Source organism: Pseudactinotalea sp. Z1739 (genome assembly GCF_049725055.1).
Classification (GTDB): Bacteria; Actinomycetota; Actinomycetes; order Actinomycetales; family Beutenbergiaceae; genus CALKWS01.
Genome location: NZ_JBMPQA010000003.1, coordinates 39,186 through 52,283 on the forward strand (window position 1 = coordinate 39,186; position 13,098 = coordinate 52,283).

At 70.2% G+C, this 13,098-nt stretch carries 11 protein-coding genes and 1 pseudogene; 2 read left to right on the top strand and 10 right to left on the bottom strand.

Annotation, left to right across the window (positions count from 1 at the left end; genetic code table 11):
- Positions 1-30: 30 nt before the first annotated feature.
- Both ACO0LV_RS04570 and ACO0LV_RS04575 read right to left on the bottom strand, forming a co-directional pair.
- On the bottom strand, positions 31-720 hold the full coding sequence (locus ACO0LV_RS04570) for a response regulator (RefSeq protein ID WP_424786694.1): 690 nt from the start codon (positions 718-720) through the stop codon (positions 31-33).
- Positions 717-1,973 carry a sensor histidine kinase gene (locus ACO0LV_RS04575; RefSeq protein ID WP_424786695.1) on the bottom strand — a complete coding sequence of 419 codons (1,257 nt, stop codon included), beginning with the start codon at positions 1,971-1,973 and terminating at the stop codon, positions 717-719. Before ACO0LV_RS04575 ends, ACO0LV_RS04570 begins: the two co-directional genes overlap by 4 nt.
- 71 nt (positions 1,974-2,044) lie before the next feature.
- Between ACO0LV_RS04575 and phoU the strand changes: the two genes are divergently transcribed.
- Entirely contained in the window at positions 2,045-2,707 is a 663-nt protein-coding gene (phoU, locus tag ACO0LV_RS04580; protein ID WP_424786696.1) for a phosphate signaling complex protein PhoU, read from the top strand.
- A 54-nt stretch (positions 2,708-2,761) separates the two neighbouring features.
- Here the strand turns inward: phoU and ACO0LV_RS04585 are convergent, their stop codons facing one another.
- The 5 genes from ACO0LV_RS04585 to lysS form a co-directional block, all read right to left on the bottom strand.
- On the bottom strand, positions 2,762-3,499 hold the full coding sequence (locus ACO0LV_RS04585) for a phosphoglyceromutase (RefSeq protein WP_424786697.1): 738 nt from the start codon (positions 3,497-3,499) through the stop codon (positions 2,762-2,764).
- 68 nt (positions 3,500-3,567) lie between these two features.
- Positions 3,568-4,629, bottom strand: a complete 1,062-nt coding sequence (locus tag ACO0LV_RS04590; protein ID WP_424786698.1) for a lactonase family protein — start codon at positions 4,627-4,629, stop codon at positions 3,568-3,570.
- Positions 4,630-4,693: 64 nt separating this feature from the next.
- A complete protein-coding gene (locus ACO0LV_RS04595; RefSeq protein ID WP_424786699.1) occupies positions 4,694-5,014 on the bottom strand; it encodes a histone-like nucleoid-structuring protein Lsr2 in 321 nt (106 codons plus the stop codon).
- Positions 5,015-5,114: 100 nt separating this feature from the next.
- On the bottom strand, positions 5,115-5,306 hold the full coding sequence (locus tag ACO0LV_RS04600) for a hypothetical protein (protein WP_424786700.1): 192 nt from the start codon (positions 5,304-5,306) through the stop codon (positions 5,115-5,117).
- Positions 5,303-6,760: a lysine--tRNA ligase gene (lysS, locus tag ACO0LV_RS04605; RefSeq protein WP_424786990.1), complete on the bottom strand. Its 1,458-nt coding sequence runs from the start codon at positions 6,758-6,760 to the stop codon at positions 5,303-5,305. Before lysS ends, ACO0LV_RS04600 begins: the two co-directional genes overlap by 4 nt.
- Before the next feature lie 350 nt (positions 6,761-7,110).
- On the opposite strand from lysS, the gene ACO0LV_RS04610 reads away from it, so the two are divergent.
- The gene (locus tag ACO0LV_RS04610; protein ID WP_424786701.1) at positions 7,111-9,093 is read left to right on the top strand and encodes a beta-galactosidase; all 1,983 of its coding nucleotides are present in this window, start codon (positions 7,111-7,113) and stop codon (positions 9,091-9,093) included.
- 63 nt (positions 9,094-9,156) lie between these two features.
- Here ACO0LV_RS04610 and panC read toward each other — a convergent pair whose 3' ends face one another.
- From panC to ACO0LV_RS04625, 3 genes and pseudogenes are all read right to left on the bottom strand, one after another.
- The gene (gene panC, locus ACO0LV_RS04615; RefSeq protein ID WP_424786991.1) at positions 9,157-10,119 is read right to left on the bottom strand and encodes a pantoate--beta-alanine ligase; all 963 of its coding nucleotides are present in this window, start codon (positions 10,117-10,119) and stop codon (positions 9,157-9,159) included.
- Positions 10,099-10,989 (bottom strand): annotated as a pseudogene (locus ACO0LV_RS04620) (Rossmann-like and DUF2520 domain-containing protein); the annotation flags it as partial. The gene panC and the pseudogene ACO0LV_RS04620, both read right to left, overlap by 21 nt.
- Entirely contained in the window at positions 10,986-12,668 is a 1,683-nt protein-coding gene (locus ACO0LV_RS04625) for a PH domain-containing protein (RefSeq protein ID WP_424786702.1), read from the bottom strand. The gene ACO0LV_RS04625 and the pseudogene ACO0LV_RS04620, both read right to left, overlap by 4 nt.
- Positions 12,669-13,098: the final 430 nt, after the last annotated feature.

Sequence of the window (13,098 nt, forward strand, 5' to 3'; positions counted from 1 at the left end):
TCGACCGGGCCCCTGGTCTCGTCGGGGGCCTCAGGTCTCGTCGACGAGTTTGTACCCCAGGCCACGCACCGTCAGCAGCACGGTGGGGCGGACCGGATCGGGCTCGATCTTGGCCCGGATCCGCTTCACGTGCACATCCAGGGTCTTGGTGTCGCCGACGTAGTCCGCGCCCCAGACCCGGTCGATCAGCTGACCGCGGGTCAGCACCCGGTCGGGGTTGCGCAGGAACAGCTCCAGTAGCTCGAACTCCCGCAGCGGCATCGAGATCTCGGCGCCGTCCACGGTGACCACGTGCCGGTCGGTGTCCATCACCACCCGGCCCACGCTCAGGACGTCGGGGGCCTCGGCATCCTGGGCCTCCCCGCCCCGGCGCAGGACGGCGCGGATGCGGGCCAGCAGCTCCCGGAAGGAGTAGGGCTTGGTGACGTAGTCGTCCGCCCCCAGTTCCAGGCCCACGACCTTGTCGATCTCGGAGTCCTTGGCGGTGAGCATGATCACCGGCACGGTGCTGCGGGTGCGAAGTTCCCGGCACACCTCGGTGCCGGACAGGCCCGGCAGCATCAGGTCCAGCAGCACCAGGTCGGCTGCCTGCCGGTCGAAGGCGTTCAGCCCCTCATCGCCGGAGGCGACCGCCTCCACTGCGAACCCTTCCCGGGTGAGCTGGTAGACCAGCGAGTCACGGTAGGACTCCTCGTCCTCCACAACCAGGATGCGCGTCACGATTCCTCTTCTCCTTCATCACCGGATCCGGCGACCGCCGGGTCCACCTCAGGGATGCGAAGCGTGAAGGTCGACCCGCGCCCCTTGGTGGACCACACGGTGACCTCGCCGCCGTGATTGGCCGCGACATGCTTCACGATACTCAGTCCCAGACCGGTGCCGCCGGTCTCGCGGGAGCGGGCCGGGTCGATCCGGTAGAACCGCTCGAAGACCCGCTGGGCGTCCTCGGACTTGATACCCGCGCCCTGGTCCACCACCGCGATCTCCACCACCCCGTCCACCGTGCGCACCCCCACGCGAACAGGTGAGCCGTACGGGGAGTACCGCACCGCGTTGTCCAGCAGATTGCGCACCGCGGTCACCAGCAGCCCGTGATCGCCAAGCACCTGGACACCGGCCTCACCGCCCACGGTCAGGCTCATCTCCCGGGCGTCGGCTTCCATCCGGGCCCGGTCGATCGCCTCCTCGATCACGTCGTCGATCGATACCGGGAGGAAGTCGACCACCTCCTCCGGTGCCTGCAGCCGGGAGAGTTCGATGATCTCCTGCACCAGCGCGGACAGCCGCACCGCTTCCCGCTGCATCCGGGACGCGAAGTGCCGCACCGCCTCGGGGTCGTCGGCGGCGTCGGCTGCGGTCTCGGCCAGCAGCGCGATCGCCCCGACCGGGGTCTTGAGTTCATGGGAGACGTTCGCCACGAAGTCGCGGCGGACCTCCTCCACCCGCCGCTCCGCGGTGCGATCGTCGGCGAGCAGGAGGACCCTGTCCCCGGGCAACGGGGCGACCCGCACGTCCACGGCCAGGGTGTCCGAGCCGGGAACCTTCGAACGGGGCAGCGTCAACTGGGCGTCGTGGACGTGCCCGTCCCGGCGCGCCCGGGCCACCAGATCGTCGAGGGAGGCCTGGGTCAGCGAGCCACCGCGCACCAGGCCCAGGGAGTAGGCCGGCGGGGTGGCGCGCAAGACCTCGTCGTCGGGCCCGAGCACCACCGAGACCGACCGCAGCACCGACAGGACGCTGGCGACGTCGTCGTCGACCTTACGCAGGGCGCCACCGGCGCCCTGCTCCTCGCCGGAGCTACTACGAGAGTTCCACAGTCCGAAGGCGCCAACGCCGAGGGCCACACCCACCAGGGCGGCCAGAAGGAGCCAGACACCGTCCACATCGGCCACCTTATGACCTGTGGGGCGCTCCGGGCGCATCCGGATGGCCCGCACGGTCAGGAGTTCATCACCCGCACACGTCGCGTTCACCTCCGGCGTGAGAGGGTAGTGAGGTGCAGTGGACACGAGCGGTGTTCACCCGTGAACCGAGGAGTTGTCCCGTGCGTGCGATCTTCGATCAGGAACTGAGCCAGATCGGCGAGGATCTGCTCCACATGGCCACCCTCGTGGCCACGGCGATCCGGGATGCGAGCCGGGCGCTGGCCACCGCAGATCTTCAACTCGCCGAGCAGGTCATCGAGGCCGACCTCGCGCTGGATGAACTGGAGCGCGAACTGGACGAACGCTGCGTCATCCTGCTGGCCCGCCAGCAACCGGTGGCCACCGACCTGCGCGTGGTGGTCTCCGGTCTCCGGATCAGTGCCTCGATCGAGCGCATGGGTGACCTGGCCCGGCACGTGGCCCAGGTGGCCCGGCTGCGTTACCCCGAGAAGGTGCTACCGGAGTCGATCCAGCCGTTGTTCGACGAGTTCGCCGTGGCCGCGGAGAAGGTGGCGGTGGACCTGGTCGAACTCCTGCAGAGCCACGATCTGGACAAGGCCGCCCAGGTGGAGAAGGACGACGACATCCTCGATGAGCTCCACCGGCAGTCGTTCACGTCCACGCTGGGGCCGGACTGGGACGGCAACGTCAGCCAGACCGTGGACGTGACGCTGCTGGGCCGCTTCTACGAGCGTTTCGGTGACCACGCGGTCTCGGTGGCGAGCCGGATCACCTACCTGGTGACCGGGGACCTGGGCGACGGCGAGCCGAACAACCTCTGAGGCGCCCGGCCATGAGGCCGCAGGTCCTCGCCCCGCCGGGCAGCGCGGAGTGGTTCAGCGCCCCTGGGCAGCGACCGCCGCGATGGCTTCCTTCGCCGCATCCGGGTCCAGGTAGGTGCCGCCGGCCTTGACCGGCGTGAGGGACTCGTCCAGTTCGTAGACCAGCGGGATTCCTGTGGGCACGTTCAGACCTGCGATGGTCTGGTCGTCCACCCCGTCCAGGTGCTTGATGATCGCCCGCAGGGAGTTGCCGTGCGCGGCCACCAGGACCACCTTGCCGGCCCTCAGGTCCGGCACCACGGCGTCGTTCCAGTACGGCAGCGCGCGCTCGAGGACGTCCTTGAGGCACTCCGTGGTCGGAATCGGCTCGCCGGCGTAGCGCGGGTCTCCGTCCTGGGAGTAGGTCGAGCCGAGTTCGATCTCCGGCGGCGGCACGTCGTAGGAACGGCGCCAGGTCATGAACTGGTCCTCGCCGAACTCCTCGCGGATCTGCTTCTTGTCCTTGCCCTGCAGCGCGCCGTAGTGACGCTCGTTCAGGCGCCAGTGGCGGTGCACCGGGATCCAGTGCCGGTCCGCAGCGTCCAGGGTCAGGTTCGCGGTGGTGATGGCCCGGCGCAGCAGCGAGGTGTGCAGCACCTCGGGCAGCACACCGGCCTCCACGAGCAGTTCCCCGCCCCGGACGGCTTCGGCCTCGCCCCGCTCCGACAGCGGCACGTCCACCCAACCGGTGAACAGGTTCTTCGCGTTCCACTCGCTCTCGCCGTGGCGGAGCAGCACCAGGGTGTAGGTCATGGCATCAGTCTGCCGCATCCGACCCGGACCGGTCACATCGGCGGCCTGGTGACAGCGGCCGACCGGCGTCACATGGGCAGGATGAACATCGGGCGCGGGATCTCGATCTCGTGCTGCACCGGCCCGACCGCACCCTGGTACCGGCCCTCGGGGTCGCCCCGAGGGGTGAACGGGTGGATCAGCACCCGATCCTCGCGTTCGCCGGCCACCAGCAGGTTCGGCCCGCTCAGCGCCATGTGCCGGGGCCACGCCCCGGTGTGCACTTCACCCGCGAGTTCCAGCCGGGCCCCGTCGTCATGCACGGTGAAGGTGGAGACCGAGTCGGAACCGCGCGAAGCCACCAGCACCACGCCGCTGGAGAACAGGATGTGGGAGAGATAATAGGCGTCCTCGGAGCGGCCCGGAAGCGTCGCGGCCCGGACTTGTTGGACAACCTCACCCCGGCCGGTGTTCTCGTCCCACTCCAGGACCAGGACCTCACCGGACAGTTCGCCGCTGATGTAGAGGTATCTCCCCGATCCGGCGACGTGTCGCGGTCCGCTGCCCGCCGGGAGCGAGGTGATCACCGGATCAGGATCGGGCCGACCGCTCTCGAGGGGGTAGGCGCGGATCTCATCGGTACCCAGGTCCGCTACCAGGAGGTAGCCCCCGCCCGGGGAGATCCGGGTCGAGTGCGCATGCGGGCCCTCCTGACGGTCCGGGTTCGGCCCGGTCCCGGCGTGGCCGAAGGTGAGCACGTGGTCGGAGACGTCTCCTGCCTCGGTCAACTCCACCGCGGAGAGCACCCCGTCGCCGTAGTTGGCCACGTACAACCAGCGTCCTTGTGGATGGACGCGCAGGTGGCACGGGCCCGACCCGCCGGTGGCCACCGACCGGACCTGGCCCAACGTGCAGTCCGCCCCGAACGCGTAGGAGATGACCCGGCCGCCGTCCTGCTCCGAGACGGCGTAGAGGCGGTCCGCGGACGGGTGCAGGGTGAGGTAGGTGGCACGGGACGCAGCGATCGTGCGCACCACATCGACGCCATCCCAATCCCCCGCCGGGCCGGGTCGCTGGATCCGCCAGATGCCCTCAGGGTCGGGACCCTCGTTGGCGTCCGTGCCTACCCAGATTTGCCGGTAAACAGTCATGGCACCCACGTTAACGTGAATGCCATGGCTGGTGGGCGCTACCCGCCCGGTGTCGGTGCGGGGTTCAGTGGGCCCGCTCGTACGCTTCCTTCACCTCGGCCGGAACGCGGCCACGGTCGGAGACCTCGAATCCGTTCTCCCGGGCCCAGTCCCGGATCTTGGAGGCATCACTGCTGCGGGACGACCCGGAACGACCGGTCTTCCGGCGCCCACCCGATCGACGGGCGTGACCGACCCAGGCGGCCAGATCATCCCGCAACCTGGCGGCGTTGGTTTCATTGAGGTCGATCTCGTACTGAACACCGTCCAGTCCGAAACTGATGGTTTCTGCTGCGTCGGTGCCGTCGATATCGTCGATCAGGAGGACTTTGACCTTCTGGGCCATGGGCTTTCCAATCTATTCTGGTACTGCACCGATACGAATTGAATGTGCCGGGCTCAAGCGTGACACTCCTGTGGTGCTGATGTCACAAGATACCAGTTCTCTAGGACTTGTCCTCACGCTCGATATCGATGGGGATTCGACTCACATGATCATGACCGGCCTCATCGCCACGCTCGATTGCTTCACGCTCTCTTCGGTCGCTGCTGACGATGGCACGCAACACGACGATGAACAACACCGCCAATACGATCGAGGGAACGATCGCCGCCGAGACGAGCCACCAGTCGGTCATCGCGGCTTCACCAACGGAAATGTAATAGTTTCGCGCATACCGCGGCCGGTCAGGGCCATCAGGAGACGGTCGATTCCCATGCCCATTCCACCTGCGGGTGGCATTCCGTGTTCCATCGCCTCCAGGAACTCCTCATCCAGGGGCATCGCCTCGGCATCGCCGCGCGCTGCCAGTTCTGCCTGCGCTTCCAGCCGCTCCCGCTGGATCACCGGGTCGACCAGTTCCGAGTAGGCGGTGGCCAGTTCCACCCCGCGCACGTACAGGTCCCACTTCTCCACCACACCTGGGATCTCCCGGTGCGCACGGGTCAGCGGCGAGGTGTCCACTGGGAAATCCCGCACGAACGTGGGCGCGTAAAGGTCATCGCCGACGAAATGCTCCCAGAGTTCCTCTGCAGCCTTACCGGGAGTGATGTGGCTCTCGTCCAGTTCCAGCCCGGCAGCACCGGCGATCCTCAATAACTCCGCCAATGGGGTTTGCGGGGTGATTTCCACTCCGGCTGCGGCAGCCAACGATGGATACAACTCAATGCTGTCCCATTCCCCACCGAGTTCGTACTCGGTACCGTCGGCCAGAGTGACCAGCGTGCTATCGAAGGTTTCCTTCGCGGCCCGTTGCACCAGCCGCCGGGTAAGGTCCGCCATCGTGTTGTAGTCGCCGTAGGACTCATAGGCCTCCAGCATCGAGAATTCCGGGGAGTGGGAAGAATCGGCCCCTTCATTGCGGAAGTTGCGATTGATCTCGAAGACTTTCTCGATTCCACCCACCACGGCGCGCTTGAGGAACAGTTCCGGGGCGATTCGCAGGTACAGATCGATATCGAACGCATTCATATGCGTCATGAAGGGTCGTGCGGTTGCTCCACCGTGCTGGGTCTGCAGCATCGGGGTCTCGATCTCCAGGTAGCCACGCTGGTGGAACTCATCGCGCAGCGAGCGCACCACCCGGGCGCGCTGTCGCACCATGTCCCGGGCTGCCGGGCGGGTGATCAGATCCACGTACCGCCGGCGTACCCGGGCCTCCTCGGAGGAGTCCTTGTGCAGGGTGGGCAGCGGGCGCAACGCCTTGCTGGCGATCTGGTAGGAGTCGGCGAAAACGGAGAGCTCGCCTCGCCGGGAGGCGATCACCCGGCCGCTGGCGAACAGGTGGTCCCCCAGATCCACCCGTGCCTTGAACTCCTCCAGGGCCGCCTTGCCGACCGCTCCCTCGGAGAGCATCACCTGCAGTCGCCGGCCCTGCCCGTCCTGCAGTTGGGCGAAGCACAGCCGGCCGGTGTTGCGCAGGTACATCACGCGACCGGCAACGCCCACCTCGTCGTCGGTCTCCTCCCCGGCCTCCAGGTGCTCGTAGGCGGCGCGGATCCGGGCGATGGTGGTGGTGACCGGCAAGGTCACCGGGTAGGGCTCGACGCCGTCGGCCAGCAGTTGCTCCCGCTTGGCCCGACGCACCTGCATCTGTTCGGGCAGGTCGGCCTCGCCGGCAGCCGCACCGGTGGTCTGGTCGGGGGTGGCCGAATCGCGGGCCCGGACAGGACTGACGCTCTCATTCACACCGTCGATCCTAGTCGCTGCGGGGCCGGATCACCCCCGGCCGCCGGGCGGCAGAGGCAGGGCTGGTACGGGGGCACAGTCGGCACGCCCCCGGGCACAGGCGCGCGGCCAGCGGCACGAGGCGCGCACGCCCCGGGCATAGGCAGGGCCACTCCCGGGGGCCGGGCAGCGGCATGGCCGCCCTGGCGGGAAGGACGCCGGGCACCGGCCGGTAGGCTCGCCGGATATCGTCTCAGTCGCGTCCAGGGAGGACCATGCTCAGCGAGATCCGTGCCGACGGCGGAGGTCATCTGACCCGGGACGGCGCACCGCACCAGATCATCTCCGGCGCCCTGCACTACGCACGAGTGCCGGCTGCCCTGTGGGCGGATCGATTGGCCCGGATCGCGGCGATGGGCTGCAACACGGTGGAGACCTACGTGCCGTGGAACTTCCACCAGCCCCGCGCCGGTGCTGAGGCGGACTTCTCCGGCAACCGGGACCTGGGCCGCTTCCTGGATCTCGCCGCGGACGCCGATCTCGACATCCTGGTACGCCCCGGGCCCTACATCTGCGCCGAGTGGGACATGGGCGGGCTGCCGTCCTGGCTGCTCACCGACGCGGCCACCCGGGCCAATCTGCGCACCGCGCACCCGGGGTTCCTGGCCGCGGTGGATGCCTGGTTCGACGCGCTGATACCGGTGGTGGCCACCCGGCAGGTCTCCCGTGGCGGCCGGGTGGTCGGGGTGCAGGTGGAGAACGAGTACGGCAGTTACGGCAACGACGGGACCTACCTGCAGCACCTGCGCGACGGACTCGCCCGTCGCGGCATCGACGTGCTGCTGTTCACCTCCGATGGCCCCAGCGCCCTGCACCTGGCCGGCGGCACGCTGGCGGACTGTTGGCCGACGGTCAACTTCGGGTCGCGGCAGGCACAGGCCTTCGCCGCCCTACAGCAGTTCCGGCCCGGTAGCGCGAACATGTGCATGGAGTTCTGGAACGGCTGGTTCGACCACTGGGGCGCGCCCCACCACGTGCGCGACGCCGCTCACGCTGCGGCCGAGTTGCGCGCGATGCTCACCGCCGGGGCCTCGGTGAACTTCTACATGGCCCACGGCGGCACCTCCTTCGGGGTGTGGGCCGGAGCGAACTCCTACCCCGATGAGAGCGGGCCGGACTACTCCCCCACGATCACCAGCTACGACTACGACGCCCCGATCGCTGAGGACGGCTCCCTCACCGAGAAGTTCGCCGCCTTCCGGGACGTCATCACCGCGCACACCGGTATCGCACCGCCACCGGCGCCACCGACGATTCCGGTCATGGTGCCCCCACCGGCGGCCGTCTCCCAGCGCCTTCCGCTGGAGGGGGTACTGGATGCCCAACCCCTGACGCACCGCGCCACGCCGGCATCGATGGAGGAACTGGGACTGCACCACGGGGTGGTGCGGTACCGCACCACCGCGGCATGGCCGAACTCGGCCGAGTACCTGCACGTGCCCGAGCTCGCGGACCTGGCCGCGGTGTCGATCGACGGCGAGCACGTGGCCCGGCTGCGCCGGGCGGGCCTGGCCGCCCCCGACCCGGCCTACCAGGCCGCACCCTTCGCCCTGGCTGCCGCCCCGGCGGAGGGCGACTCGCCCGGGATCGAGAGCGGGGCCGGCTCTGCGACCGGAACCGGTGCTGTGGCCGGAGCCGGTTCCCAGAGCGGTACCGGGTCCGCGGCGGAATCCGAGCCGGCCGCCCACACAGCGCCCCGGCAGCGGAGCCTGGAGGTGCTCGTGCACTCCCTGGGCCGGGTGAACTTCGGACGATTCCTACCCGACGCCAAGGGTCTGGGGCCGGTCCTGGTGGACTTCCAGCACCTGTTCGGCTGGGACCACAGTGCCCTGGACCTGACCGAACTGCCCGACCTGGACTGGACCGATGCGTCCGCCGACGGTTCATCCGCCACCGCCTCAAGCCCCGCGACAGAAGCGCAGCCGGCGTTCCACCGCGTGCCGGTCGAGGTGGACACCCCGGGCTGCGACGCCCATCTGGACATGTCCGGCTGGGGCCATGGCTACGTGTTCCTCAACGGGTTCAACCTGGGTCGGTACTGGAGCGCGGCCGGGCCGCAGCAGTCCTTGTACGCCCCGGCACCGTTGTGGCGCGAAGGCACCAATGAGGTGGTGGTCCTGGAGTTCACCAGGCCCGGGACTCATCTGCCCTTCGCCGACTCGATGATCCTGGGCGAGATCCTCGAGACGGCGAGCTGACCTCCGCCCCGGTCCCATCAGCCTCGGATGGGCCCGCGGGCGCTCCGGCCCGAGCCGTGTGGTTCAGGACCGCGGCCGCAGGACGATCTCGGTGTTGTCGATCAACCGGGTACGGCCCACCCTGGCCGCGACCACCAGCAGTGCGGCCCCGGCTCCCCTCCGGTGCGGACGCATCGTGACCGGGTCCACCAGTTCCAGGTAGTCCAGGTCCACCACGTCCGGGGCCGCCTCCGCCAGCACCTGCTCAGCGGCGCTGAGCACCTCCCCGGCCGGAGCGCCCTGCTCGGCGGCACGGTGCGCGGCCCGCAGGGCGCCGGACAGGCGGAGCGCCTCGGCCCGCTCGGCCGGGCTGAGGTTGACGTTGCGGCTGGACAACGCCAGCCCGTCGTTCTCGCGCACGGTGTCGCCGGCCACCACCTGCACGTCCAGGTCCAGGTCGCGGACCATCTGGCGCACCAGGGCCAGTTGCTGGGCGTCCTTGCGCCCGAACACCGTGACGTCGGCGCGGGTCAGCGACATCAGTTTGTGCACCACGGTGAGCATGCCGTCGAAGTGCCCGGGCCGGGAGGCGCCCTCGAGGCGCTCGCCCATCTCTCCGGCCTGCACCCGCACCTGCGGCACGCCGCCGGGATACATCTCCTCCACGGCCGGAGCGAACACCAGGTCCACCCCGCCCAGCTCGCGCAGTCGCTCCAGGTCCGCGTCCAGGGTGCTCGGGTACGTCGCCAGATCCTCGGCTCGGTCGAACTGCAGCGGGTTGATGAAGATGGTGACGGTGACGTGATCGGCCAGATCACGTGCGGTGCGGATCAGGGACAGGTGTCCGGCGTGCAGGGCACCCATGGTGAACACCGCCGCCCGGCGCGCATCCGGTCCCAGGGCGTCCAGGTGGGTGCGCAGGTCCGTCACCGAGTGCACCAGCAGCGGACCGGACGACGACGCAGCCGCCCGGGCCGTCGTCGTCGGCCCCGGGGCGGGCTCACCCGGGCCTGCCGCATTCGGGCTGGTGCCGGCCAGGACGTCCATGAGGGCCTGGGCCTGGTCGGTGCGGATCCGGCCGGCCGCAAGAGCGCGTTGGGTGGTCGCGCGGGCCAGGGTGCGGTAGGTGGGCAGCACGTCGGCCGAGGTGCCCTCGGCATCCAGGCGGGCCAGGGTCTCCAGGTGCTCAGCGACGGTGCCGCCATCACCACGCGCCACCGGGCCGGTCAGGGCGCCGTCCCCGGCCCGCAGCGCGCCATCCAGGGCCGCGGAGAGCAGGGGACGCAGCATCGCTCCGCCGTCCTCGATCCCGGCTGCTCCGAGCACCCGGATGGCTTGCGCGGTCAGGGTGACCAGATGGTTCGCCCCGTGCGCCAGCGCCGCGTGGTACAAGGCACGGGAGGTCTCGGGCAGCGCCACCGGTTCACCGCCCATCTCCACCACCAGAGCCTGCGCGATCGGCAGTACCGGCCCGGGGGCGGTCACCGCGAACGGGGCGCCCACCAGGCGGCTCAGGTCCATGGAGGTGCCGGTGAAGGTCATCGCCGGGTGGATTGCCAGCGGGATCGCGCCGCGCTGCATCGCCGGGGCCAGCACGTCTGTGCCGTAGCGCCCGGCGGTGTGCACGAGGAGTTGACCGGGCACGAACCGCTCCAGGGTGGCCAGGCCGGAGACCAGGTCGGCGAGCACATCATCGGGCACCGTCAGCAGCACCAGTTCGCTGCGCTCGACCACCTCCTCCACGCCCAGCACGGGCACGCCCGGCAGCATCGCCTCGGCCCGGTCGCGGCTGGCGGTGGAGGAGGCGCTCAGCCCCACCACGGCGTGCCCGGCCGCCCGGAGCGCGCTGCCCAGGACTGCCCCCACTCGACCGGCGCCGACGACTCCGACGCCGAGCCGGCCCGGCCGATCGTTCACGCCGGGTGGTCCCCACGTGCGTCGGGTCGGGTGGGAGCCAGCCCGGGTGGAGTCTGCTGCGAGGGTGGCTGTCCCATTGCCGGGGGGATCGGCCCCGGTGGCCCCGGCGGCGCCGAGGGTGGCGGGGCTGCCGCCCTCGGTTGGGCTGCCGTCCACGGCTGGGCCGGCGCCGGCGGCGGGGGCTGGGCTCCGGCCGGCTCATCGTGCGGCACCGAGGGTGGGCGGGGCCTGCTGGGCAGCACGCCGGCGTACGCCCCCCGGTTCACCTCCGCCGGAGCCGGTGCCGGTGCCTGTGCCGCAGCAGTTCCCGGCGTACTCATCCACCGCTCGGGCCCGGCCTCGCGGCGCGCGCGGCGGGACCGCTCGGCCTGGTTGACCAGAAGTTCCCGGGCCACCTGCAGGTCCAGATGGTGGACCTGGGGGGTGACCGGCCCCGGGGTGGAGTGCACCACGAAGGTGGCCAGGCCCATCTTCCGCTCGATCGGCCCCTGGGTCAGGCCGATGGACTGCGTGCGTTCATGTGGCACCACGCTGAGGTAGCGCCACCAACGGCCGGTCCGCATCAGGATCGCGGTCCCGGTGACGCGGAAGCCGGTTCGGCGCCAGGTCAGTGGATCCACCCACCGGGCACGCCGCGGACTGGTGGTGAACCCCTCGACGTCACCGATCCCGTCCATTCCGGCGTGCAGAACGGGCAGGGGACGCTCATCGCCCAGGTCGGGCAGCACCAGGGAGAGCATGTAGGCGACCTCGGCACGGGTGGCCGCCGGGTACAGCACGGTGCCGGTCACTTCCTCCGCGCCGTAGCCGGCGATGTTGACCTGCATCCGCCACCAGTCCTTGATCCGCCACAGCGGGGGCTGGGAGATCCGCACCGCCTGCACCCGGCCCGGCGGCACCGTGCGGGACTTGGTCTCCAGCAGCCCGTGCCGCAGCCGGATCCCGTCGGGTGACACCGCTGCCCGGAAGTTGAACTCCCCGGCGAAGCGGCCCCAGAAGTAGGTCGCCGCACCCAGCATCGGGGCCAGTGCACCGAGGACGATGCTGGCGTTGCCCACGGCGATGGAGGCGGCCACCAGGCCGAGGATCGCGAGCACGATCAGAGCGATCGAGAAACTGAGGGCCAACGAGCCGATCAGGCGCCCCGGGGTGATCTCGGCGATCTCCCGCTCCGGTGCCGCAGGGGCGACCGGTGACCCGTGCGCGCCCGCGGAACCGGTGGCATCGGCACTGCCGGAGCTGCCCAGTTTCACGCCGGCGGAGCGTGCCAGGAGTTCGTTGCGCAGATTCTGCGCATCGGGTTCGCTCAGGAACGCGATCATCAGGTTGGAACCGGCACCACCGGCTGATTCGACCTTGACCGAGGCGAACCCGAAGAGGCGGGCCAGCAGCGGCTGGGTGACCTCCACGGCCTGGACCCGGTCCAGGCGCACGTGCCGCTGCTGACGGAAGAGTACGCCCTTGTGCAGGAAGAGACTCTCCCTGCTCACCCCGTACTGGGTGCGGCGCCAGGCCAGGTACCCCAGACCCAAGCCGAGCACGAAACCGACCACCAGCAGGGCCACCAGGGCGCCGAGGATCGCCGCCGCCGCGAAGCGTTCACGAAGGTCGGACATGAACTCCTGGGAGTTGTACACGGCGATCGCGAAGATCACCACACCGACCTTCCACGCGTTCAACAGTGGGGTGATGCGGTGCAACCGGCGCCATTCGGCATCGGTGCCGTCAGCCTGGGCCCGCCCGGCGTCGGGGGGCGGGGCGACCGGCTGACCGGGTAGGCGCGATCCGGTGCCGGGTCCCTCCCCGGCACGCTGTTCCGTTGCCGCCGGTCCCGGGTCGGCGGGCCCGGGCTGAGCGGGTTGGCCGGGGTAGGAAGCCTGGGGTCCGGTCGGTCCCGGGTCGGCAGGTCCGGGCTGAGCAGGTTCGCCGGGGAAGGAAGCCTGCGGTCCGGCCAGGCCCGGTGGAGGGCCGTACCGGCCAGGCGCCGGCGGTACTGCCGGTGGCGCGGGGGGCGGTGACTTCGGACCGGCCTGCGAGGGGGGCGCACCCGGGGGCGCCGGCGAAGGTGGACCATAGGGTGCCTGCGGCGACGCACCCTGGGGGCCCCGG